The 21,635-nt window shown below is 71.1% G+C and carries 21 protein-coding genes; 11 read left to right on the forward strand and 10 right to left on the reverse strand.

Translation table 11 applies throughout. The features are described 5' to 3' along the window. Window positions 1–12: 12 nt before the first annotated feature. The 5 genes from sufU (at window position 13) to dapD (ending at window position 2,925) form a co-directional block, all read left to right on the forward strand. Window positions 13–477, forward strand: a complete 465-nt coding sequence (gene sufU, locus ACFP2V_RS12460) for a Fe-S cluster assembly sulfur transfer protein SufU (protein WP_381209991.1) — start codon at window positions 13–15, stop codon at window positions 475–477. Beyond that, entirely contained in the window at window positions 474–806 is a 333-nt protein-coding gene (locus tag ACFP2V_RS12465; protein WP_055591708.1) for a metal-sulfur cluster assembly factor, read from the forward strand. Before sufU ends, ACFP2V_RS12465 begins: the two co-directional genes overlap by 4 nt. 137 nt (window positions 807–943) lie before the next feature. Further along, window positions 944–1,264, forward strand: a complete 321-nt coding sequence (locus ACFP2V_RS12470) for a DMT family transporter (protein WP_381209994.1) — start codon at window positions 944–946, stop codon at window positions 1,262–1,264. Further along, window positions 1,264–1,815: a TetR/AcrR family transcriptional regulator gene (locus tag ACFP2V_RS12475; protein ID WP_381209997.1), complete on the forward strand. Its 552-nt coding sequence runs from the start codon at window positions 1,264–1,266 to the stop codon at window positions 1,813–1,815. Before ACFP2V_RS12470 ends, ACFP2V_RS12475 begins: the two co-directional genes overlap by 1 nt. A gap of 120 nt (window positions 1,816–1,935) precedes the next feature. Further along, window positions 1,936–2,925, forward strand: coding sequence for a 2,3,4,5-tetrahydropyridine-2,6-dicarboxylate N-succinyltransferase (dapD, locus tag ACFP2V_RS12480; protein ID WP_381210000.1), 990 nt, complete (start codon window positions 1,936–1,938; stop codon window positions 2,923–2,925). A gap of 67 nt (window positions 2,926–2,992) precedes the next feature. Here the strand turns inward: dapD and ACFP2V_RS12485 are convergent, their stop codons facing one another. Next, complete coding sequence (locus ACFP2V_RS12485) at window positions 2,993–3,955, reverse strand: RNA polymerase sigma-70 factor (protein WP_381210003.1); 963 nt, start codon at window positions 3,953–3,955, stop codon at window positions 2,993–2,995. A 137-nt stretch (window positions 3,956–4,092) separates the two neighbouring features. Between ACFP2V_RS12485 and ACFP2V_RS12490 the strand changes: the two genes are divergently transcribed. Beyond that, window positions 4,093–4,578: a carboxymuconolactone decarboxylase family protein gene (locus ACFP2V_RS12490; RefSeq protein WP_381210006.1), complete on the forward strand. Its 486-nt coding sequence runs from the start codon at window positions 4,093–4,095 to the stop codon at window positions 4,576–4,578. Between the two features lie 951 nt (window positions 4,579–5,529). Here the strand turns inward: ACFP2V_RS12490 and dapA are convergent. Further along, window positions 5,530–6,423, reverse strand: a complete 894-nt coding sequence (gene dapA, locus ACFP2V_RS12495; protein ID WP_381210009.1) for a 4-hydroxy-tetrahydrodipicolinate synthase — start codon at window positions 6,421–6,423, stop codon at window positions 5,530–5,532. 146 nt (window positions 6,424–6,569) lie between these two features. On the opposite strand from dapA, the gene ACFP2V_RS12500 reads away from it, so the two are divergent. Next, window positions 6,570–7,046 carry a phage holin family protein gene (locus tag ACFP2V_RS12500; RefSeq protein WP_381210012.1) on the forward strand — a complete coding sequence of 159 codons (477 nt, stop codon included), beginning with the start codon at window positions 6,570–6,572 and terminating at the stop codon, window positions 7,044–7,046. Next, on the forward strand, window positions 7,043–7,441 hold the full coding sequence (locus tag ACFP2V_RS12505) for a DUF3618 domain-containing protein (protein WP_381210015.1): 399 nt from the start codon (window positions 7,043–7,045) through the stop codon (window positions 7,439–7,441). The genes ACFP2V_RS12500 and ACFP2V_RS12505 overlap by 4 nt, the downstream gene beginning before the upstream one ends. Before the next feature lie 108 nt (window positions 7,442–7,549). Here the strand turns inward: ACFP2V_RS12505 and ACFP2V_RS12510 are convergent, their stop codons facing one another. Next, window positions 7,550–9,376, reverse strand: coding sequence for an endonuclease/exonuclease/phosphatase family protein (locus ACFP2V_RS12510; RefSeq protein ID WP_381210018.1), 1,827 nt, complete (start codon window positions 9,374–9,376; stop codon window positions 7,550–7,552). A gap of 471 nt (window positions 9,377–9,847) precedes the next feature. Between ACFP2V_RS12510 and ACFP2V_RS12515 the strand changes: the two genes are divergently transcribed. The 3 genes from ACFP2V_RS12515 (at window position 9,848) to ACFP2V_RS12525 (ending at window position 14,006) form a co-directional block, all read left to right on the forward strand. Then, entirely contained in the window at window positions 9,848–11,281 is a 1,434-nt protein-coding gene (locus ACFP2V_RS12515; protein ID WP_381210021.1) for a hypothetical protein, read from the forward strand. Window positions 11,282–11,557: 276 nt separating this feature from the next. Next, window positions 11,558–13,015, forward strand: coding sequence for an alkaline phosphatase PhoX (locus ACFP2V_RS12520; protein ID WP_381210024.1), 1,458 nt, complete (start codon window positions 11,558–11,560; stop codon window positions 13,013–13,015). 703 nt (window positions 13,016–13,718) lie between these two features. Further along, complete coding sequence (locus tag ACFP2V_RS12525) at window positions 13,719–14,006, forward strand: hypothetical protein (RefSeq protein ID WP_381210027.1); 288 nt, start codon at window positions 13,719–13,721, stop codon at window positions 14,004–14,006. Window positions 14,007–14,459: 453 nt separating this feature from the next. Here ACFP2V_RS12525 and ACFP2V_RS12530 read toward each other — a convergent pair whose 3' ends face one another. From ACFP2V_RS12530 to ACFP2V_RS12560, 7 genes are all read right to left on the reverse strand, one after another. After that, window positions 14,460–15,656, reverse strand: a complete 1,197-nt coding sequence (locus tag ACFP2V_RS12530; RefSeq protein ID WP_381210373.1) for a TerD family protein — start codon at window positions 15,654–15,656, stop codon at window positions 14,460–14,462. A 74-nt stretch (window positions 15,657–15,730) separates the two neighbouring features. Next, entirely contained in the window at window positions 15,731–15,952 is a 222-nt protein-coding gene (locus ACFP2V_RS12535) for a hypothetical protein (RefSeq protein ID WP_381210029.1), read from the reverse strand. A gap of 395 nt (window positions 15,953–16,347) precedes the next feature. Continuing rightward, a complete protein-coding gene (locus ACFP2V_RS12540; RefSeq protein ID WP_381210032.1) occupies window positions 16,348–17,337 on the reverse strand; it encodes a zinc-dependent alcohol dehydrogenase family protein in 990 nt (329 codons plus the stop codon). Next, window positions 17,334–18,185 (reverse strand): carbohydrate ABC transporter permease, encoded by an 852-nt coding sequence (locus tag ACFP2V_RS12545; protein WP_381210035.1) that lies wholly within the window; start codon window positions 18,183–18,185, stop codon window positions 17,334–17,336. The genes ACFP2V_RS12540 and ACFP2V_RS12545 overlap by 4 nt, the downstream gene beginning before the upstream one ends. Next, window positions 18,182–19,123: a carbohydrate ABC transporter permease gene (locus tag ACFP2V_RS12550; RefSeq protein ID WP_381210038.1), complete on the reverse strand. Its 942-nt coding sequence runs from the start codon at window positions 19,121–19,123 to the stop codon at window positions 18,182–18,184. The genes ACFP2V_RS12545 and ACFP2V_RS12550 overlap by 4 nt, the downstream gene beginning before the upstream one ends. After that, window positions 19,120–20,493 carry an ABC transporter substrate-binding protein gene (locus ACFP2V_RS12555; protein ID WP_381210041.1) on the reverse strand — a complete coding sequence of 458 codons (1,374 nt, stop codon included), beginning with the start codon at window positions 20,491–20,493 and terminating at the stop codon, window positions 19,120–19,122. The genes ACFP2V_RS12550 and ACFP2V_RS12555 overlap by 4 nt, the downstream gene beginning before the upstream one ends. Window positions 20,494–20,665: 172 nt before the next feature. Further along, window positions 20,666–21,436, reverse strand: a complete 771-nt coding sequence (locus ACFP2V_RS12560) for a DeoR/GlpR family DNA-binding transcription regulator (RefSeq protein ID WP_381210044.1) — start codon at window positions 21,434–21,436, stop codon at window positions 20,666–20,668. Between the last annotated feature and the right edge of the window lie 199 nt (window positions 21,437–21,635).

Raw genomic sequence — 21,635 nt, forward strand, 5'->3', positions numbered from 1 at the left:
GGCTGGCTGCGCGTGAAGCTTGATTCGATGTACCAGGAAGTCATCCTGGACCACTACAAGAACCCGCACGGACGGGGCTTGCGGGACGGCGATGCCGAGGTGCACCACGTCAACCCGACGTGCGGCGACGAGATCACGCTGCGGGTGAAGTACGACGGCACGACGATCAGTGACGTCTCGTACGAGGGGCAGGGCTGCTCCATCAGCCAGGCATCGGCCTCCGTGCTGAACGACCTGCTGGTCGGCAAGGACCTCGCCACGGCGCAGCGGATCCAGGAAGCCTTCCTGGAGCTCATGCAGTCCAAGGGCAAGGTCGAGCCGGACGACGAGATGGAGGAGATCCTGGAGGACGCGGTCGCGTTCGCCGGGGTGTCCAAGTACCCCGCCCGCGTCAAGTGCGCCCTCCTCAGTTGGATGGCGTGGAAGGACGCGACGGCCCAGGCACTGGGCTCCGACGCCGAAAGGAAAACGGCATGAGCGAGACCGTGGAGATGAAGCCGGCCTCGGAGGAAGAAGTCCGTGAGGCCCTGATGGACGTCGTCGACCCCGAACTGGGCATCGACGTCGTCAACCTCGGCCTGATCTACGGCGTCCACGTCGACGACACCAATGTGGCGACCATCGACATGACCCTGACGTCCGCGGCCTGTCCGCTGACCGACGTCATCGAGGACCAGGCCAAGTCCGCCACGGACGGCCTGGTCAGCGAGCTGCGCATCAACTGGGTGTGGATGCCGCCGTGGGGTCCCGACAAGATCACCGACGACGGCCGCGACCAGCTGAGGGCACTCGGCTTCAACGTCTGAGACACCGGTCGTACGGGCACGGGACGGCCCCCGGTTTTCGCGAATCCACTGGATCGCGGGAACCGGGGGCCTTCGTCGTGTCCGGTCGGGTGAGCTGTTGTGTACAGCCGTACGCATCGTTGTGTACGCTCGTCCGCATGGGATACCTTCTGCTCGCCGGAGCCATCGCCGCGGAGGTGGGCGCCACCACCGCCATGAAGTACAGCGACGGCTTCAGCAAGCTCTGGCCCTCGCTGCTGACCCTGATGGGCTACGTGGTCTCCTTCAGCCTGCTCGCCCAGACGCTGCGCATCCTCTCCATCGGCACCGCGTACGCCATCTGGGCCGGGGTGGGCACCGCCGCCATCGCCGCGATCGGCATCCTGTTCATGGGGGAGGGGCTCACCGCGGCCAAGGCCGCCGGCATCGTGCTGATCATCGTGGGCGTGGTCGTGCTCAACCTCGGTGGCGCGCACTGATGGCCCGGCGGTACGACCCCGAGCGGCGCGGGCGGATCATCGACGCGGCGATCCGCGTCGTCGGCAGGAGCGGCATCGCGGGACTCAGCCACCGCAGCGTCGCCGCCGAGGCCGATGTGCCGCTCGGCTCCACGACGTACCACTTCACGACCCTCGACGAGCTGCTGGTGGCCGCCCTGCGCCAGGCGAACGAGGGCTTCGCCAAGGCCGTCGCCTCACGCGGCGGCCTGGAGGACCCGCGCACCGACCTGGCGACCGAACTCGCCGGACTGCTCGGCGAGTGGCTGGGGCCCGCCGACGGCGAGCGCACCGGCGTCGAGCTGGAGTACGAGCTGTACCTGGCAGCCCTCCGCCGACCCGCCCTGCGCCCCGTCGCGGCCGAGTGGTGCGAGGACGTCACCGAACTGCTGTCCCGCCGCACCGACCCGGTCACCGCCCGCGCCCTGGTCGCCCTGATGGACGGCATCTGCCTCCAGGCACTGCTGACCGGCACGCCGTACGACGAGGAGTACGCGCGGGAGATGCTGGGGCGGATCCTGCCAGGGGACTGAAAGGCGTCAGCCCGCCACCCCGACCTGTGGCTCTCTCCGCTTCCGGGACGGCCCGCCCGGCACCTGAGACGGCGTGGCACCGGTTCGCATCGCCGGGCCCGAGCCGGTTAGGTTGCCCTCATGACCGACTCGACTGCTCAGAGCACCACCGGCGCAGTGGCCGCCGGCCTCGCCACCCTCACCTCCGACGGAACCATCCTCGACACCTGGTTCCCCGCACCCGAACTCTCCGACGCGCCCGGCCCGTCCGGCACCGAGCGGCTCTCCGCCGAGCAGGCCGCCGAACTGCTCGGTGCCGGCGCGACCGCGGCGATCGGTCCGGACGCGCGCCGGGGCGTCGAAGTGGTCGCGGTCCGTACGGTCATCTCCTCACTCGATGAGAAGCCGACCGACGCGCACGACGTCTATCTCCGTCTCCACCTGCTCTCGCACCGTCTGGTCAAGCCGCACGGCCAGAACCTGGAGGGTATGTTCGGCTTCCTCGCGAACGTCGCCTGGACCTCGCTCGGCCCCGTCGCCGTCGACGACGTGGAGAAGGCGCGGCTCAACGCCCGCGCCGAGGGCCTGCACCTGGCCGTCACCTCCGTCGACAAGTTCCCCCGCATGACGGACTACGTCGTCCCCAAGGGCGTCCGCATCGCCGACGCGGACCGGGTCCGCCTGGGTGCGCACCTCGCCGCGGGCACCACGGTCATGCACGCGGGCTTCGTCAACTTCAACGCGGGCACCCTGGGCACCTCCATGGTCGAGGGCCGCATCTCCGCGGGCGTCGTCGTCGGCGACGGCTCGGACATCGGCGGCGGCGCGTCCACCATGGGCACGCTCTCGGGCGGCGGCAGCGTGATCATCTCCATCGGCGAGCGCTGCCTGATCGGCGCCGAGGCGGGCGTCGGCATCCCGCTCGGCGACGAGTGCGTCGTCGAGGCCGGCCTCTACGTCACCGCCGGCACCCGCGTGACCATGCCCGACGGCGAGGTCGTCAAGGCCCGCGCGCTGTCCGGAGCCTCCCACATCCTCTTCCGCCGCAACTCGATCAGCGGCGCGGTCGAGGCCCGCCCGAACAACGCGGTCTGGGGCGGCCTGAACGACGTCCTGCACAGCCACAACTGACGGGTCGTCCCGTGCGCCCGGGTGCGGTCACCGCCCCGGGCGCGGTAGCCGGCGCGGGGGTCCGGCCTCAGCGGCTCAGGGCCGTTTCCCGGCGCATGTGGGACAGTTTCTCCGGATTGCGTACGGCGTAGAGGCCGGTGACGAGGCCGTGGTCGACGCGGACCGTCAGGACGGTGTCGAGTTCGCCGTCGACCCGGAGGAGCAGTGCCGGGCGGCCGTTGACCTGGGCGAACAGGAACGACGAACCGGCGGGGATCCTGCCCAGGCCCGCGGCCAGCAGGCGGGCCACTTTGTCGGCCCCGACGATGGGCCGCAGTACGGCCTGTTTGACTCCGCCGCCGTCGCCCAGCAGGACGACATCCGGCGCGAGGATGTCGAGCAGGTTCTGCAGGTCCCCCGTCTCGACCGCCTGCCGGAACGCGTCGAGCGCCTTACGGGAGTCGGTCGACGACACGTGCTCGCGCGGCCGGCGCGCCGCTACGTGGCCGCGTGCCCGGTGTGCGATCTGGCGGACCGCGGCCGGTTTCCGGTCGACGGCCTCCGCGATCTCGTCGTACTCCAGGGCGAACACCTCGCGCAGCACGAACACCGCCCGTTCCGTCGGCGTGAGTGTCTCCAGCACCAGCATCATCGCCGTCGAGACGCTGTCGGCCAGTTCCACGTCCTCGGCCACGTCGGGCGTGGTGAGCAGCGGTGCGGGCAGCCAGGAGCCCACGTAGGACTCCTTGCGGCGGCCGAGCGTGCGCAGCCGGTTCAGTGCCTGGCGCGTGGTGATCCGGACCAGGTACGCCCGTTGGTCCCGCACCGTGCCGAGATCGACCCCCGACCACCGCAGCCAGGTCTCCTGCAGCACGTCCTCCGCGTCGGCGGCCGACCCCAGCATCTCGTAGGCGACCGTGAACAGGAGGTTGCGGTGGCCGACGAACGCCTCGGTGGCGGGATCCGTTCCCGCGCCGGCCTCTGGGCGCCCGGCCGTGGGCTCGCTTCGTTCGTTCTTCACCGCACGCTCCTTCGCTTCCGGCTGCGTCATGCGCACGGGACACCGGTCCCCGCGGATCTGTGACACCCGTCTGCCATGGGCTGTGTCACACGGAGGTTCTGTCACACGAAGCCGGCGGCCGGCATCTCGTGTTCGTCCGATGCAACACCACGAGTGAGGACGACACCATGGATGCCCGATTCGATCTGTTCGCCAACGAGATCTCCCTCAGGTTCGCCAAGCGGTTCGCGGGCGCGGGCCTGGTGATCCAGCAGTCGCCGCTGCCCCGGTCCACGCAGGAACTGGTGTCGCTGCGCGCCAGCCAGATCAACGGCTGCGGTCACTGCGTCGACCTGCACACCAAGGAGGCCGCGGCCGCCGGTGAGAGTGCGGTCCGGCTCCACCTGGTCGCCGCCTGGCGCGAGTCCACGGTGTTCACCGAGGCGGAGCAGGCCGCGCTGGCCCTCGCCGAGGAGGGCACCCGGCTCGGCGACGCCCACCACGGCGTGTCCGACGAGACCTGGGACCGGGTGCGCAAGCACTACGACGACGACCAGACCGCGGCGCTGGTCGCCCTGGTCGCCCTGATCAACGCGGCCAACCGGCTCGCCGTGATCGTGCACCAGAAGGGAGGGTCGTACGAGCCGGGCATGTTCGCCCGCGTGTTCGACTGAGCGGAGAGCGCGGAGTGGAAGAAATACGGGTCGGTCCGGGGCTCGTTCGAGCCTGGCCGACCCGTACGGGGCTGTGGAGGCGGAGGACACCGCTCATGGCCTGTGGGGGGACGCCGTCGCCCTTGAGTCGGTGGTCGTGCAGGATCGGCCGGCACGAGGGCCGACACCGCCCGATCAACTGGGCGTGCCCGCTGGTTCGAGGGGTCGGACGGTAGCCGCCCGCAGGCGGGCTTCCCTGTCATGGTCGTGTGCGATGGGCCGCACCTCGGCCACCTTGTCGCACGTGGGTCGTGCCCCGCCTCGTGGTGCAAGCGACCTTGCTCGACGCGTTCCGGTAAGCCGCGCGTCAGCCACCTCATGGGGCCCGGCTCCCGCACCGCGCGTGGCTGACCTGCCGTCAGTACCGTGGGTAGCCCCTGAACCGCGTCAATGCGGCGATGACCTGCGCGTCCCGAGTACCTGATCGGCTACACCACCTGGCGGGACGCGATCCGCACGTGCCGGACCCCGAGACGCCGGGATGGTGTCCCTCCGGGTGGTGTAAGGGATCCGAAGGTGGCGTCGCGGGGTCGGGGCCGGTAGTGCTGCTCGGCGGGCACGAGATCGAGCAACCCGGCAAGGTGGTGTATCGGGCCTTGTCGGGGGCGGTCAGCTGCTCGTGCGGGCGGTTTTCCGCGACCGCCCGGCGGGAGGGCGACCTCGACGTGTGCGATGCCGGGGCACTAGCCCCCGCCCCGGGGATGCCCCACCGCCCCAAAGACGCGAGCACTTTGGTTGCCGCTGCCCTGATGTCGCTCGTTTGAGCGTTCACGTGACACATGACCGCCGACTGCTCACACTTTTCAGCAAGGCATCCGTCTCCGGCCCCCGCAGCGTCGGGATCGCGGAGATCCCCTGCACCACCCGGTGGGACACCATCCGTGAGGGGCGGGCCTGCGCCCGTGGTGGCGGTCAGCCTGCCATGAGGGCCTCGTAGAGCGACCTGAGGCCGTCGGTCGTCCCGCGGTCCGCGGGCCTCAGGGGCGGGCGGACCGGGCCTGCGGGCAGGCCGAGGGCGGTGAGGAGGGCCTTGGCCGTGACCGTGCCGGGGAGGCCGCCGGCCATCATCGCCTCGATCAAGGCGGTGGCCCGCTGCTGGAGAGCGGCCGCGCGGGCTGTGTCGCCCGCGTCGAAGGCGTCCAGGACGGCGCGCAGGTGGTCCGGGACCACGTTCGCGACCGTACTGACGTACCCGGCGCCGCCGACCGCGTACAGGGCCAGGATGTGCTCGTCGCAGCCCGCGTAGTAGGCGAGATCCGTGCGGGCGAGGATCTTCTGGGCGGCCAGGAAGTCGTACGAGCAGTCCTTCACCGCCACGATCCGGGGGTGCTCGGCGAGCCGTAGCATCGTGTCCGGCTCGATGCGGGTGCCCGTGCGGGCCGGGATGTCGTACAGCGCCACGGGGAGGTCCGTGGCGTCCGCGACCTCGCGGAAGTGCGCCTCGATCGCGTCCTGCGGCGGGCGGCTGTAGTACGGGGTGGCGACCAGGAGACCGTCGGCGCCCGCCTTCTCGGCCTCGCGGGCGAGTTCGGCGGTGTGCGCGGTGTCGGCGGTGCCGACACCGGCCACGATCGAGGCGCGGCCGCTCACCGCCTCCCGCACCGCCGTGACGAGGGCGGACTTCTCGGCGTCCGTCGTGGTCGGGGACTCACCCGTCGTACCGGACAGCACCAGGCCGTCGCAGCCGTGGCTCACCAGATGGTCGGCCAGGCGCGCGGCGCCGTCCAGGTCCAGGGTGCCGGCGGGGGTGAACGGCGTGACCATGGCGCACAGGGTGCGACCGAAGGGGGGCGTCGATGGGGTCATGAGGAGTAGTCTCGGCCCGATCACCGCGTAGTTCTACTTAAACCTTCTATCCACTATTGATAAGCAACGGTAACTGGATGGTGTTCGGCATAGGCGCCGCGCGGTCCGGGTACTCGAAAAACCCGACCGAGAGGAGGCGGAGCACCGTGACCGCAACCATCGAGCAACCGCCGGTCCGCGACACGCGCAGCCGTGACACTCACAGCCACGACATTCACGGCCGTGACACTCATAGCCACGACGAGCACAGCGTGGGCGAACTCGTCGGACAGGCCACCGAGCAGGTCTCCCGGCTGGTACGGCAGGAAGTGGCCCTGGCCAAGGTGGAGCTGGCCGAGAAGGGCCGCCGGGCCGGACGCGGCGGCGGCATGCTCGGCGCCGCGGGTGCCTTCGCCTACGCGGGCCTGCTGGCGGCGGCCTTCACCGGAGGTGCCGCGCTCTCTCTCGTCCTGCCGGTGTGGGCGGCGGCGCTGATCATCGCGGCCGTGCTGTTCGTGATTGCCGCCGTGCTGGCCGCGCTCGGCCGGGAGCAGCTCAAGAAGGCCACCCCGGCGACGCCGGAGCGGACGCTGGACAGCGTGAAGGCCGACGTGGAGGAGATCAAGGGAAGGGCGCACCGATGACGCGGGACGTGAACGGCGTGAACGCGCCTGCGAAGGCGGCGGGTCCCGGGTCCGGTTCCGGGTCCCACATCGAGGCCGGGGCCGAGCAGGACGCCACCCACGGAGCCAAGGGACCGGACGAAATGCGGCGGGAGATCGAGCGGACCCGGCACGAACTCGGTGACACGGTGGAGCAGTTGGCCGGGAAGATGGATGTCAAGGGACATGCGCTGGCCCGCGTGGAGGACCTGCGCGACAAGGCCGGGGCGATGACCGTGCAACTGCGGAGCAGCGCCACGCAGGCCCGGCTGGCCGGGACGCGGAAGCCGTGGCCGGTGATGATCGCCGGTGGGACGGCGGCCGGTCTGGCGGCGACGGCCGGGATGGCGGTGCTGCGGCGGCGCGGGACGCACTGACCGCGGACCGGGGAGCGCTGCGGACCCGGGCGGAGCAGGGCTGGGCGGGCACGGCCGAGGGCCGGCCGAACGGGAGCGTGCGGCCGGCCCTCGGCGTGGGGGTACGCCCTACGGGCGGAAACGCAGGATCTGCGGGTCGTGGTCGCTGATCTGGTCGTGGAACTCGGTGTTGAGGTGCACGCTGTCGTAGGTGAACGCCCCGCCGCGGCGGATCGACGGGCTGATCAGGATCTGGTCCAGAACCTGGCTGTTGCCCTGGTAGACGTACGAGTAACGCTCGCTCCGCGGCAGGGACTTGATCGCCGACCAGAGAGTGCCCCGGCCCTCGAGGATCGTCGTCGTCGTGGAGAACTCGAAGTCGTTGATGTCGCCCAGGACGACGACGTCCGCGTTCTTCTGGGTGGCGAGGATCTTCGCGGTGAAGTCGTGGACCTCCTTCGCCTGGAGGTGACGCTGCGTCTCCGAGCTGCGCGACGGCGGCTGGTACTGCGACGTCAGGGCCTGGTCGCCGCCCTTGGAGGCGAAGTGGTTGGCGACCACGACGACCGTGCGGCCGCGGAAGACGAACTCGCCGGCCAGCGGCTTGCGACTGTTCTCGAACGCCGCGGCCTTGGGGGCGACCCGGCCGGGGGAGACCGTCAGGGCCGCCTTGCCGCGCACCTTGGTGACGCCGGTGGCCGTCGTGGCGTCGCCGCCCGCGCGGTCGGTGAAGGAGACCCGCTCCGGGTTGAAGAGGAACACCTGGCGGATGTTGCCGCCCGGCTCGCCGCCGTCGGCCTTGTCGGCCGGGTCGATCCCGCGCCAGTCGTAGCGCGGGCCGCCCGCCGCCTCGATCGCGTCGATCAGTTCGGCCACCGTCCGGTCGGCGGCGACCGTGCCGTCGTCGGTGGCGCCGTTGTTGTCCTGGATCTCCTCCAGGGACACGATGTCGGGCGACTTCAGGTTGCCCACGATCGCCTCGGCGTGCGCGGCGAACGTGTCGTCGGACGGGTCCAGGTTCTCCACGTTGTACGTGGCGACCGCCAGCTCGCCGGAGCGCTGCGCGCGCGTCGACTCACGCCGCAGGTTCTTGCTCTTGAGCGTGCCGAGTTCGCTCGCCACCAGCGTGTAACCGCCGAACTGGTTGAAGTCCAGCGGGCCCGCGGTGGTGCCGGCCAGGGTGTCGCCGACGTTCGCGTCGGGGAAGTCCGCGGCCCCGCCCAGGGACTGGATCTGCAGGCGGCCGGTGTTCCGGTCGTCGTAGGAGCCGTAGACCGTGCCGCCGCGGTGGTTGCGGTTCTCCCCCGGCTTCACCGTGACCCAGAGCTCGGCGTACGGGTCGGTGGCGCCGACCACCCGGGTGTCGGAGACCTGGACGTTCATGCCCTCCAGGGACTCGTAGAAGTCCAGGGCGTAGCGGTCGGGGCGCAGCGGCAGGGCGTTGACCGAGCCGTTCGTCGCCGTGTCCCCGGCCGGGGTGTAGGCGGCGGGGACGGACCCGGCGTCGATCCTGGTCGCGGCCGGGACGGGGTTGCCGCTGGAGACGACGGTGAACGTGGCGCGGGTGATCTCCGTCAGCGCCTGGTTGCCGGAGGACGTGCCGCCGGGGACGTACTCCGTCACCGTGCCGGAGACCGTGACGGCGTCGCCGACGGCGACCCCCTGGGGGGTCGAACCGGTGTGGACGAAGACGCCCTCACTGGTGGCCGGGTCGGCGTCGGGCATCGGATCCTGGATCCAGAATCCACGGGACGAGCCGTAGGTGCGGATGCCCGTGACGATTCCGGCCACATCGGTGACCTGCTGTCCGGCGTACGGGGATATCCGGGTGTCGCCCTGGAGGTCGTGGATGCGCACGGACTCCGCGTGCGCGGGCGAGGTGAGGGCGATCGTGGACGCCGCGCACACGGCGGCGACGGTGAGTGCGGCGAGACGCGCGGACGGCTTGCTCGGCAACGGATTCCCTCCGGGAATGTGATGAGTGCCGGGACGAGGGTGGAAAAGCGTGTGACGTGCGTGGACGGCGGGAGCAGCTCGGGCCGGTGGGGCCGATGAGGCCGGTGGGGCGGGTGTGACGCGCGTAGAAGGCGCGGGGCGGGTGGACCGCCGTGGGCGGCCCCCTCCGTCCCGCGTGGCTTCCCGTCCTCTCAGGATGCCCGCTGCGGATGGCGTCCGCAGCCGGTCACGAGTGACGTCCGGGCGTGGTTCCCACGGATGGCGTCCATGGTCGGCCTCCGACTCCGGTGAGCAATTGTCCGCCCACTTCTACGCGCGTCAATCTCCAACCTGGCCAGGTCACTTGTCAAGGTTTCGGCCATGCACGGGGGGTGAAGCAGAGGTGAAGCGGGCGGCTTGGGCGGAAATCCGTCTAGGCTGAGCGGCTGAGTCGTACATGGCGCCGAGGCCAGGACCTAGGAGGAACAGCCGATGTCAGACAGCTCCATGCCGCCGGCGCGGCTGCACCCCGAAGCGGAGCTGGCGCGCGAGGCGCTGTCCACGCCGCTGCTGTCCCGGGCCGCCCGGCTCGCCCGCTGGGCCGGATCCGAAACGCGGGTCGACGCCGGCGGCGGACTCGTCGACGAGCAGCTGCCCGCGGCGGCCGAGGCGCTCGGGCTGAACGGCGAGGACGCCACCGCCGACGTCAGTGCGGCATGGCGCGTCGCCGTGGACGCCGGGCTCGTCGACGTCGTCGACGAGGAGAAGGGCACCGTCACCGCGGGCGCCGACCTCGCGCTGCTCACCGGCGGCTCGCCGCAGGACGTCCTCACCGTGTGGCTCGCCGCCCTGGAGGCGGTGCTCGCCGACGCGAGCGTGCCCGACCTGGACGGGCTCGTCGACGCTCTCGCCGCCGGGGACGGATCCGGCGTACTCGACCTCTCCTCGGTCGACTGGGACCCCGAGACCGAGGCGGATTTCCTCGACGGGGTCCTCGGCAACCTGTATCTGCTGACCGTGGGCGAGGCGGGGCCCGCCGGTTCGCCGGTGCCGCTGCCCGCGCTGGCCGCCTCCGTGATCGTCCCCGACGACATGCCGGAGCCCACCAACGACGTGCTCCAGGAGGTGTCCGACGCGATGATGCGGCTGGACGACCAGTTCCGCCTGCTGGAGCCGGCCGGACTCGTGGAGTACCAGCCGGTCGACGAGGCGCTGCTGGCCGAGGGCGACGAGGAGCCCGCCCCGCCCCGGGACGACACCGACGTCACCCGCTACGGCGTGGTGCGGCTGACCCCGCTCGGCCTGTACGGGCTGCGCGCCCGCCTGCTGGAAGCGGGGTTCGACGCCCCGGCGGTCGGGGACCTCACGGACAAGGGCGCCGACGCTCTGCTCGACCGCACTCCCGCCTTCCCGCCGGCGGCGGCCCACGCGGAGACCGAGCAGTGGCTCGCCCACCGCGAACCCCTCGACGCGGCCCGCGAGTTGCTCGCCGCCGCGCGCGGCACCGACGAGAACGCGCCGTTGCGGCGGCTGCAGTGCCAGCAGGCGCTGGCGCTGGTCGGCGTCTCGGGCGAACCCGCCCTGCGCGAGGTGCTCGACGACGCGGAACTCGGCGGACTGGCCCGGGTGTGGCTGACCGAGCACGGGGCGACGGACGTACCGCCGCCCTCCGAGGCCATGATCTTCTGGCTGACCATCGACACGGTGGCCGCACAGCTCGCGGCCGAGGGCAACTCCGAGGAGTTGCAGGCCCTGGTGGAGGGCCTGGCCCGCCAGCACAGCGGCTTCTTCGCCACCGCCTGGCGGGTGGAGCACCCGGCCACGGCGGACGTGCTGGAGGCGATGGGCCGGCTGCACCCGGACAAGGCGATCGCCAAGGCCGCACGCAAGGCCGCCTTCAAGGCGCGCTCGCAGCGCGGGAGCTGACGTGCAGCAGGGGGTTTGAGCGGACGGTGGACGGCGCATGGCGGGCGGTGGGCGCCTCGCGCCGGTAGTAGAGCGGGGGCGCACCGCTGCGACCGGTGGGTGGGGGCGCACCGCTCCGGTCGGTGGGCGGGACGGGCGGCCGCGCGTGGTTCACCGAAGCGGCCGCCGGGAGGCCCCGCGGAGTTCAACCGGTGTTCAGGCATGGGCGGAAGCGTGACGGTGAACGAGACCTGACCCGTCACCCCCTCGCGGCAACCCACCGTCACAGGAGGCTCCATGCCGCTCACCCGCAGGGACTTCGCCAGGACATCCGCGGTCGCCGGTGCCGGTGTCGCACTGGTGGGCAGCGTAGGCGCCCTCGCCTCCGCGCCGGGCGCCCTCGCGTCCCACGACGCCGAGAGCGTGGGCGAGGAGCGGGAGGCGGCCCGGCGGCCCCACCCCACGGTCGGCTACGGCCCCCTGGTCCCGGACCCGGCCGGCATCCTCGCCCTGCCGGCCGGCTTCACCTACCGCACCCTCACGTACACCGGCAAGACCCGGCTGGAGTCCGGCGAGTACACCCCCTCGAACCACGACGGCACCGCCGCCTTCGACGGCCCCCGCAGCACCACCCTGCTGGTCAACAACCACGAGATCGACGGCCCGCGCGACGAGGCGGAACACCCGGTCCCGCTCGTCGAGGGCCTCGTCTACGACCCGGGCGCGCCCGGCGGCTGCACGGTTGTCGAGGTGCGTCCCGACGGCAGCGTCGCCGAGTGGGTCGGCATCGCCGGCACCGCCGACAACTGCGCGGGCGGCAGCACCCCCTGGGGCACCTGGCTCACCTGCGAGGAGAACTCCGACCGGGCCGGCGAGAACGGCATGACCAAGGACCACGGCTACGTCTTCGAGGTCGACCCCGCCGACCGGCGCGCCAACCGCGACCCCAAGCCCCTGAAGTTCTTCGGCCGGTACGACCACGAGGCCGTCGTCATCGACCCCAAGCGCGGTCACGCCTACCTCACCGAGGACGCCGACGAACCCAACGGCCTGTTCTTCCGCTGGACCCCGCCCAAGGACTTCCGCCACGGCCCCGGCGGGTTCCGCACCCTCGCCGACGACGCGGGCGTCCTCCAGGCGCCCAAGTGCTACGACTCCGGCGGCCGGTTCGTCGACGACCTCTCCCGCGCCACCCGGACCGGCACGGTGTACGGCGTCGACTGGGTGGACGTGCCCGACCGCGACGCGCGGACCGTCTCCGTGCGCGAGCAGTTCGGGGCCGGCGAGGTCACCCGCGCCCGCAAACTGGAGGGCATGTGGTGGGGCGACGGCGGGGCGTACCTCGTCTCCTCGTACGCCCGTGAGGAGAGCCCCGTACAGCACGACGGCCAGGTCTGGTTCTACGACCCCCGGCGCCGCACCCTGACTCTGAAGGTCCTGCTCGGCGTCAACCGGAACCCGGCCGAGGACGGCGCCTTCGACGGCCCCGACAACATCACCGTCTCCCCGTACGGCGGACTGGTCATCGCCGAGGACGGCGACGGCGCGCAGCACCTGTTCGGCGCCACCGACAGCGGACGCACCTACCCCATCGCCCGCAACGAACTGAACATCGGCACCGAGGAGGAGCCGGAGTTCAGCGAGTTCACCGGCGTCACCTTCTCGCCCGACGGGAAGACCCTGTACGCCAACATCCAGGAACCAGGCATCATGCTCGCCATCACCGGCCCCTGGAAGCGCCAGAAGCGCCGCTGAACCCACGGCACGGAACCATTTCCGGGCCCGGTCCGCGGACGTCCCTCCTGGGACCAGGCCCCGGGCCGCCCGGCCGGCCAGGGGACCATGCGATCGAGGAGCGACCGGCTGGTCGCCCGATTGCGGGGCGCTCCTGGACGTGCCTGAGTCCGCTGCTCCCGGGTCGGCGAACGGTCGAGGTTCCAGGTGCAGAAGCATGTCTGGCAGGGACCTGCCGGTCGGGCCGATGCTCGCACAACGCGTGGCGATGCCGTCCCACTGTGGGGCAACTGAAAAACGTGAGCAGTCAGTGGGCGAATGACACTTGTGCACTCAGACGAGCGGTATGTGGACAGTCATGGCCGGAGTGCTCACGCATGTGGTGATGGGTCCCCCTGGGGCGCGAGGGCGGGTCGCGGCAGCCTGCTCTCTGGGTGAGCCGGAGTTCGGCGGGTGGATGAGCGCCGGGATGGCGTACGTTCCGGGTGTCCGGCGACCGCCGGGGCATGGGGGTGCCTCTCTGTTCTTCGTCAAGTGCGTGGGCGGCTTCGGTCCGGGGTTCGATCTTCTTCGTGGGGCATGAGACTGTCTGGTCGTGCCGGAGACGAGGAGTGGGTTGGAGGCGGCCTTGACCGAGGCTTCGTCTCCTTCGTGGTCGCAGCGTGTTCGTGCCGGGCGTGACCTTGCTTCCTTCGCTGATGTTCCTGAGGTTGCGGAAGCGTTGGTGGGGCTGCTGATGGACGTCGAGAACACGGCGGTGACCCGGCAGACGGCAGAGGCCCTGGCCCGGGTGGGGACGGTGGCCGCCATAAGGCTCATCGCTCTCGCGGCTGCCGAGGCCGACGACAACCAGGCCGACTGGCTGCAGACCGGGGTGCATGACGCGCTCGTGGGACCGGACGGTGTGCCGGACGTCGCAGCGGTCTGCGAGCAGCTCGCCCGGGATCCGGAAGAAGCTGTCCGCCGGGGTGCCGCGGAGATCTCGGCGTGGACAGACGACGCAAGACGTTGATCTGAGTCGACCTGCCTGTGGGCTGGTTCATGCAGCCGTCACCCGGGAGACGCGGGGTTCGTAGAAGGTGCCGTCGCGGAGCATGGCGAACAGGACGCTGATGCGGTGGCGGGCGAGGCGGAGGAGGGCCTGGGTGTTTGTGTCCTGAACGTGAAAGGAAGCCGGTTGCAGGACGGGTTTGAGGTGCCCCGGCCGCGCCGGCCGACGCGGCCCTGGTGGGGGGGGGGGAACCCCACGCGGGACGTCGAGCCGATCGACGTCCCGCGTCCGGTGCGCGGGGCGGCCACGACATCCGGACCGGCGGACGGGGAGGGCCGGCACCTCCGCCGGTGCCAGGGCCGCTGACGGACGGGTCGCGGCCGTGGCGGGTCCAGGCGCGGCCGTAGCGGTCCGCTCGGGGTTCCTGGGCCGGGGCCCCGATGCGGGACGCCCGGCCACGGGCCGTTGCGGCTGTTACAGCGCCTGGGCGGCCGGCTTGACCATGCCCCTGACCGTGCGGGACTTCACGAAGTCGCCGAGGGCGGTCATCTCCCACTCACCGGAGAACTGGCGGATCAGCTTCGCCATCATCACGCCCGTCTGCGCTTCGGCGGAGGTGAGGTCGAAGCGGACCAGTTCCTCGCCCGTGGTGGCGTCCAGGAGGCGGCAGTACGCCTTGGCGACCTCGGTGAACTTCTGGCCGGAGAACGAGTTGACCGTGAAGACCAGGCCGGAGACCTCCTGGGGGAGGCGGCCGAGGTCGACCGTGATCGTCTCGTCGTCCCCGCTGCCCTCGCCCGTGAGGTTGTCACCGGAGTGCCGGATCGCGCCGTTCACGATCTGGAGCTTGCCGAAGTAGCAGCTGTCGATGTGGTTGCGCTGCGGGCCGTACGCGATGACCGAGGCGTCGAGGTCGATGTCCTTGCCGCGGTACGCCGGCTCCCAGCCGAGGCCCATCCGGACCTGCGAGAGCAGCGGACGCCCGCCCTTCATCAGGGAGACGGTCTGGTTCTTCTGGAGGCTGACCCGGCCCTTGTCCAGGTTGATCTTCCCGGTGCCCGGCGCGGCGGCGGGCGGTGCCGGGGGAGCGGCGGGCGCGGGCGGAGCCTGCGGGGCGGCCAGCGGCGGGACCGGCGGCGCCGGCGGAGGGGGAGTGGCCGGCTGGGCGGGGGCGGCCGGTTCCTCGACCGTGACGCCGAAGTCGGTGGCGATGCCGGCCAGGCCGTTGGCGTAGCCCTGGCCGACCGCGCGGGCCTTCCAGGCGCCGTTGCGCAGGTAGACCTCGACGATCACCAGGGCGGTCTCGGCGCTGAGGCTCGGCGGAGTGAACGTGGCCAGGACGGCGTTGTCGTCCGCGCTCCGGATGGTGGCCGTCGGTTCGATGCCCTGGAACGTCTGGCCCTGGGCGTCGGGGCTCGCGGTGACGACGATCTTCTCGATGCCGGGCGGGACGGCCGTGGTGTCGATCGTGATGGCGTCCGGGGCGCTGCCGCCGCCGGAGCGGTAGGTCACGCCGGGGCCCGCGGGCTGGTTGTAGAAGATGAAGTCGTCGTCGGAGCGCACCTTGCCGTCGGCGGTGAGCAGCAGGCCCGATACGTCGAGCCGCACCGGTGCGGCGACGTCCACCGTCACGCGGGCGGCGGGAAGGGGGATGTTCGAGCCGGGGGTCATAGCTGTCATGCCGGGTGAACGAGCGGGGGCGTTTTGCCGTTCCCTTACCCGTGGCTCGAATGGGTCGGTGGTTTTCAGCCCCGGTTCCGGGGGTGGCTGCGGGCGGTGCGTTCGTTGCCGCGCTTGTAGTCGCCGGTCCAGCGGGCCATGACGAGCTGGGGGTCGCCGGCGGTGACCTCGGTGAGGAAACGGGCGGCACGGTCGCCGTTCAGGATGGTCGCGGGGCGGTGGTGGTGGGTGATGTGCACGGTGCCGTTGGGGTGGGTCTCGTAGGCGAATCCGTGGGGCTCGGGCATGCGCGGATGGTACGGCGGCGGGGGCGGCTCGCCCAGTGGGTTTCGCCCCCGCCTCCCTTCGCTTCCCGACTCCGGATGGTGCCCCGCCCGGTGGTGTAGCCGATCAAGGCGCCGGAATCCGCAGGTCGGGGGCGGTCGCTCCGCCGGACCGGATGTTCAATTCGCCTCAGCAGGGCGCCTCGTGGACTGCCGCCTTTCCGGAGATCGGCAGGGGCCCTGTACCGGAACCCGTAACGCTTGATCCCCTGCACCACGACGCGGGACACGACCCGACTCCGGGGGTTCCGCACCCGGAACCCCCGTCCCTGCCCGCCCACCACCCGACTCGGTCGGTGGGGAGGAGCCGGCCGGGACATTCAGCCCGTCCCGGGGGGCGGGAAAAAGTCCCGTTCCCCCTACGGCACCACCACGATCTTCCTCCCCACACCCCTCGCGAACTGGTCCAGCGCCTCCGGGTACCGGTCCAGCGGCACGCGGTCGCTGATGAAGACGTCCGGGTCCAGGACACCGGTCGCGAACAGTTCCGCCGCCCGCTCGTAGCTGTGCAGCACCGCCATCGACCCGGTGATCGTGATCTCCTGGTTGTAGATGCGGTACGGGTCGATCGTCACGCGGGTCGCGTAGTCGGCGACGCCGAACTGCAGGAAGGTGCCCGCCTTGGACACGCGCTCCAGGCCGTCCTGGATCGCCGCCGCGTTGCCCGTGGCGTCGATGACGAGGTCCCAGCCCTGGGGGCGGTCCAGTTCGTCCGGGTTCGCCGCCGAGGCGGAGACGCCCAACTGCCGGGCGGTCTCCAGGCGGGCCGGGTTGAGGTCCACCATGTCCACACTCGCCGCGCCGGTCCGCTTGGCCAGCTCCAGCATCATCAGGCCCATCGTCCCGGAGCCGTAGATCAGGACGTGCGCGCCGAGCCGGGACTGCAGGACGTCGTAACCGCGCACCGCGCAGGAGAGCGGTTCGATCAGGGCCGCGTCCTGGGTGCGGACGTGCTCGGGCAGCTTGACGCAGTTCGCCACCGGGGCCACCGCGTACTGGGCGGCCCCGCCCGCCGTGGTGACGCCGATCGCCGCCCAGCGCTCGCACAGGTTGTTGTGGCCGGTACGGCAGTAGCGGCACTCGTAGCAGTACAGGGAGGGGTCCACGGCGACCTGGTCGCCGACCGACACCTCGGTGACCTGGGCGCCGACGCCGACCACCTCGCCCGCGAACTCGTGCCCCGGCACGATCGGCAGCTTGGGCGCGAACTCGCCCTGCAGGATGTGCAGGTCCGTGCCGCACAGCCCGCAGGCCGCGACCTCGACGACGACCTCGCGGGGTCCCGGCGTCGGGTCCGGAACCTCGGTGACGACGGCCCGGCCCACGGACTCGATGACGGCGGCCTTCATTTCACGGCTCCCAACGACAGGCCCTGGACGAGTTTGTCCTGGGCGGCGAACCCCGCGGCGAGCACCGGCAGGGAGATGACGAGCGACGCGGCGCACACCTTGGCCAGGAACAGGCCCTGGCTGGTGATGAAGCCGGTCAGGAAGACGGGGGCGGTCTCGGCGACCACGCCCGTCAGGACCCGGGCGAACAGCAGTTCGTTCCAGCTGAAGATGAAGCAGATCAGGGCCGTCGCCGCGATGCCGGGCAGCGCCATCGGGGCGATGATGCGGGCCAGCACCGTCGGCAGCCGAGCCCCGTCGATCTGGGCGGCCTCGATCACCGCGACCGGGATCTCCGAGAGGAACGAGTGCATCATCCACACGGCGATCGGCAGGTTCATGGAGGTGTAGAGCAGGACGAGCAGCCAGACGTTGTCGAGCATCCCGGCGTTCTTGGCGAACAGGTAGATCGGCAGCAGGCCCGCCACGACCGGCAGCATCTTGGTGGAGAGGAAGAAGAACAGGACGTCCGTCCACCGCTTCACCGGGCGGATGGACAGGGCGTATGCCGCCGGGAGCGCGAGCAGCAGGACCAGGATCGTCGACGCCACGGACGCCACCGTCGAGTTGATCAGCGACGGCCAGGGGCTCGCGCCGCCGCCCGCGCCGAAGAACTCCCGGTAACCGTCCAGGGTGAGGGCGGCGGTGAAGGACGGCGGGTTGGTGGCCGCGTCCTCCTCGGAGTGCAAGGAGGTCAGCGCCATCCACGCGATGGGCAGGAAGAAGACGATGCCGGCCAGCCAGGCCACCAGGCCGAGCCCCGCTCCCTTGCGGTTCCGGCCGCGGTCGGGTACTGCGACGGTACTCATGCGCGGGACGCCTCCTCGCGGAACAGGGACGACACGACGCGCAGGGCGAAGGTCGCGATGATGATCGAGCCGATGACGACCAGGACACCGGCGGCCGAGGCCAGACCGTTCTCGTGGGCCTGGTAGAAGGTCTGGTACACGGTGTACGGGAGGTTGGCGGTGCCCAGGCCGCCGGACGTGATCGTGAAGACCGCGTCGAAGTTCTGCACGATGTAGATCGACCCGAGCAGGGCGCCCAGTTCGAGGTAGCGGCGCAGGTGCGGCAGGGTCAGATGGCGGAAGATCTGCCAGTCGCTCGCCCCGTCCACCCGGGCTGCCTCGATCTGCTCCTGGTCCCGGCTCTGCAGGCCGGCGAGCAGGATCAGCATCATGAACGGCGTCCACTGCCACACCAGCGCCGCCTCCACCGCGAGCAGCGGCGTGCCCGAGATCCAGTCCGGCTGCGGGCCGCCGACGTAGTGCAGCAGGCCGTTGAACAGGCCGTACTCGGGGTTGTAGAGAACGTGCTTCCACAGCAGGGCCGCCGCCACCGGGACCACCAGGAACGGGGCGATGAGCAGAGTGCGGACGACACCCCGGCCGCGGAACTTCCGGTCGAGCAGCAGGGCCAGCAGCAGACCGAGGACCAGGCTGGCCAGGACGACCGCCACCGTCAGCAGGATCGTCGTCCACACCGACCGGCGCAGGTCGGAGTCGCCGAGCACCTCGCCGTAGTTCGCGAAGCCGGCGAACTCCCGGGCGTCGGGGTAGAGGGAGTTCCAGTCGAAGAAGGAGATCACCAGCGTCGCCACGAAGGGCAGCTGGGTCACCGCGATCATGAAGATCAGGGCGGGCAGCAGCGGGGCCCTGGTGGCCCAGCCGCGCAGTCGGTCGGAGCGTCGCCCGCCGCCGGGGCGGACGTCCGGGGCGGCCACGGGAGCCGTTGTCGTGGCGGTCATCGTCCCTCGTACTCCTCGGAGATCTCTTCGGCGAGCTGCTGGGACTTCTTCAGGGCCGATTCGACGGACTGGCGTCCGGCGATGGCCGCGCTGATCTCCTGGGAGACCTGGGTGCCGAGGTCCGTGAACTCGGGGATGCCGACGAACTGAATGCCGGGCGCGGGCCGCGGCTGCACGCCCGGGTCGTCCGGGCGGGCCTGCTCGATGGCCTTCCTGGTCATCTCCTGGAAGGCCGCGGCCTCCGCGCGGTAGTCCGGGTTCTCGTAGGTGGAGGCGCGTTTGCCGGCCGGGACGTTGGACCAGCCGGTCTCGTCGCCGACCAGCTGCTCGTACTCCTTGCCGGAGGCCCAGGAGACGAACTTCCAGGCGTTGTCCGGGTTCCGGGAGGCGTTCTGGATGCCCCAGGCCCAGGTGTAGAGCCAGCCGGCCGACTCCGTCTTCTCCACGGGGGCGGGGGCGTAGCCCATCTTTCCCTTGACGGGGGAGTTGGCGGACTCCAGCAAGCCGGCCGCGGAGGTGGCGTCGTACCACATGGCGGTCTTGCCCTGGGTGGTGTTGTTCAGGCACTCGGCGAAGCCGGACTGGGCGGCGCCGGCCTCGCCGTGCTCGCGGACCAGGTCGACGTAGAACTTCGTCGCCTTCCGCCACTCGGGGGAGTCCAGGCGGGCGTTCCAGCCCTCGTCGAACCAGGTGCCACCGAAGGTGTTCACCACGGTCGTCAGCGGTGCCATGACCTCGCCCCAGCCGGGCAGACCGCGCAGGCAGATGCCCTTCATGCCGGGCTCGGCCCCGTCGAGTTTCGCGGCGATCTCGCCCACCTCCTGCCAGGTGGGGTTGGCGGGCATCGTCAGGCCCTCCCGCTCGAGGAGGTCCTTGCGGTACATCAGGAACGAGGACTCGCCGTAGAAGGGCTGGCCGTAGAGCTTGCCGTCGTCCCCGGTGAGGGACTGGCGCATCGGCTTCAGGACGTCCTGCTCGTCGTAGCCGGGGTCCTCGTCGACGTACGGGTCCATCTCCTTGAGCCAGCCGTTGCGGGCGTAGATCGGGATCTCGTAGTTGGACAAGGTGGCGACGTCGTACTGGCCGGCCTGGTTGGCGAAGTCCTGGCTGATCTTGTCGCGGACGTCGTTCTCCGGCAGCACGGTGAAGTTCACCTTGATGCCGGTGTCCTTGGTGAAGTGCGCGGCGGTGAGCTTCTGCAGCTCCACCATCTGCGGGTTGTTGACCATCAGGACATTGATGGCATCACCGCCTGAGCCGGCCCCGCCCGCTCCGACCCAGCAGCCGGAGAGCAGCGGGGCGAGCAGCGTCCCTGCGGCGACCGCGGCGAGTGTGGCTCGCGGCGGCCTCCGTCGGCTCTGGGTTCGCATGGATCGCTCCTGGACGTATAGGGAGGTATCGGGCGTCGCCTGGGTGGGTCGGCCCGTGGGGAAGTGGAACCTTGTGCTGTGAATCGATGTACCGATGTACCGAGGCACCGGTGAATCGGTGCGCGGTGGAAACCGTGGGGGGTGCGGTGCGGTCCACCGGGTCGTCGTCCGGTCAGACGCGGATGACCTGAGGGCCCAGCAGGGAGTAACGGTGGGCTTCGGCCGCCGGGAGCAGCGTGCTCGTGACGACCGCCTCCAGCGCGCCGACGTCGGCGAACCGGCAGAAGCTGACCGCCCCGAACTTGCTGTGGACGCCCGCGAACACCACCCGGCGCGAGGCCCGCACCGCCTGTGTCTTGACCTCGCTGACCGCCGGGTCGGGCGTGGTCAGACCGTGTTCGCGCGAGATGCCGTTGGCGCCGATGAACGCCAGGTCGATGACGAAGCCGGAGAGCATCTTCGTCGTCCAGTGGTCGACGGTGGCGAGGGTGCCGGAGCGGACCCGGCCGCCGAGCAGCAGGACGGACGCGGTGCCGGTTTCGGCGAGCGCGCCCGCGACCGGCAGGGAGGCGGTGACCACGGTGAGCGCCCGGTCCTGGGGCAGTGCCTCGGCGATGAGCTGGGGGGTGAAGCCCTCGTCGACGAACACCGTCTCCGCGTCACCGAGGAGTTCGGCCGCCGCGTTCGCGACCCGCCGCTTCTCGGCCACATGGCTGGTGGCACGGAAGGCGAGCGTGGTCTCGAAGGCGGCGCTCTCCACGGGGTAGGCACCGCCGTGGGTGCGGCGGACCAGGCCGTGGTCCTCCAGGGCGCGCAGATCCCGTCGTACGGTCTCCCTGGCCACGCCCAGATCGGCGGCGAGCGCCGTCACGTCGACCGAGCCGGTGGCGCGTGCCACCCGCACGATCTCGCGCTGGCGCTCCTCGGCCGTTCTGTCACTCATGGCCGCACACCTGCTTTCCGGTTGGATGCCCGTTCGGGCCCTGTGGGGTCCTTGCGAGAAGTTGTACAGCGGGTACGCGAACCTGACCAGGCCTGTTGCGTGACCGATGCTGCCCGTTTGCGCCCGTTCGGCTCGGGCGATGCCCGCCTCGGACCTGGGGGAGAGGTGGGCGGGGGCGGGGAAGCGGGCATCACGGGTG

Origin of the sequence: Streptomyces incanus (genome assembly GCF_042656345.1) — a bacterium.
GTDB lineage: Bacteria > Actinomycetota > Actinomycetes > Streptomycetales > Streptomycetaceae > Streptomyces > Streptomyces incanus.

What these genes read in the sequence shown, in the direction of transcription:
- ACFP2V_RS12550 (WP_381210038.1), bottom strand. Translation starts at nt 19,123, where the DNA reads ATGACCGCCACGACAACGGCTCCCGTGGCCGCCCCGGACGTCCGCCCC.
- ACFP2V_RS12560 (WP_381210044.1), bottom strand. Translation starts at nt 21,436, where the DNA reads ATGAGTGACAGAACGGCCGAGGAGCGCCAGCGCGAGATCGTGCGGGTG.
- ACFP2V_RS12555 (WP_381210041.1), bottom strand. Translation starts at nt 20,493, where the DNA reads ATGCGAACCCAGAGCCGACGGAGGCCGCCGCGAGCCACACTCGCCGCG.
- ACFP2V_RS12530 (WP_381210373.1), bottom strand. Translation starts at nt 15,656, where the DNA reads ATGACCCCCGGCTCGAACATCCCCCTTCCCGCCGCCCGCGTGACGGTG.
- ACFP2V_RS12470 (WP_381209994.1), top strand. Translation starts at nt 944, where the DNA reads ATGGGATACCTTCTGCTCGCCGGAGCCATCGCCGCGGAGGTGGGCGCC.
- ACFP2V_RS12505 (WP_381210015.1), top strand. Translation starts at nt 7,043, where the DNA reads ATGACGCGGGACGTGAACGGCGTGAACGCGCCTGCGAAGGCGGCGGGT.
- ACFP2V_RS12475 (WP_381209997.1), top strand. Translation starts at nt 1,264, where the DNA reads ATGGCCCGGCGGTACGACCCCGAGCGGCGCGGGCGGATCATCGACGCG.
- ACFP2V_RS12485 (WP_381210003.1), bottom strand. Translation starts at nt 3,955, where the DNA reads ATGACGCAGCCGGAAGCGAAGGAGCGTGCGGTGAAGAACGAACGAAGC.
- dapA (WP_381210009.1), bottom strand. Translation starts at nt 6,423, where the DNA reads ATGACCCCATCGACGCCCCCCTTCGGTCGCACCCTGTGCGCCATGGTC.
- dapD (WP_381210000.1), top strand. Translation starts at nt 1,936, where the DNA reads ATGACCGACTCGACTGCTCAGAGCACCACCGGCGCAGTGGCCGCCGGC.
- ACFP2V_RS12540 (WP_381210032.1), bottom strand. Translation starts at nt 17,337, where the DNA reads ATGAAGGCCGCCGTCATCGAGTCCGTGGGCCGGGCCGTCGTCACCGAG.
- ACFP2V_RS12520 (WP_381210024.1), top strand. Translation starts at nt 11,558, where the DNA reads ATGCCGCTCACCCGCAGGGACTTCGCCAGGACATCCGCGGTCGCCGGT.
- ACFP2V_RS12515 (WP_381210021.1), top strand. Translation starts at nt 9,848, where the DNA reads ATGTCAGACAGCTCCATGCCGCCGGCGCGGCTGCACCCCGAAGCGGAG.
- ACFP2V_RS12545 (WP_381210035.1), bottom strand. Translation starts at nt 18,185, where the DNA reads ATGAGTACCGTCGCAGTACCCGACCGCGGCCGGAACCGCAAGGGAGCG.
- ACFP2V_RS12490 (WP_381210006.1), top strand. Translation starts at nt 4,093, where the DNA reads ATGGATGCCCGATTCGATCTGTTCGCCAACGAGATCTCCCTCAGGTTC.
- ACFP2V_RS12465 (WP_055591708.1), top strand. Translation starts at nt 474, where the DNA reads ATGAGCGAGACCGTGGAGATGAAGCCGGCCTCGGAGGAAGAAGTCCGT.
- ACFP2V_RS12535 (WP_381210029.1), bottom strand. Translation starts at nt 15,952, where the DNA reads ATGCCCGAGCCCCACGGATTCGCCTACGAGACCCACCCCAACGGCACC.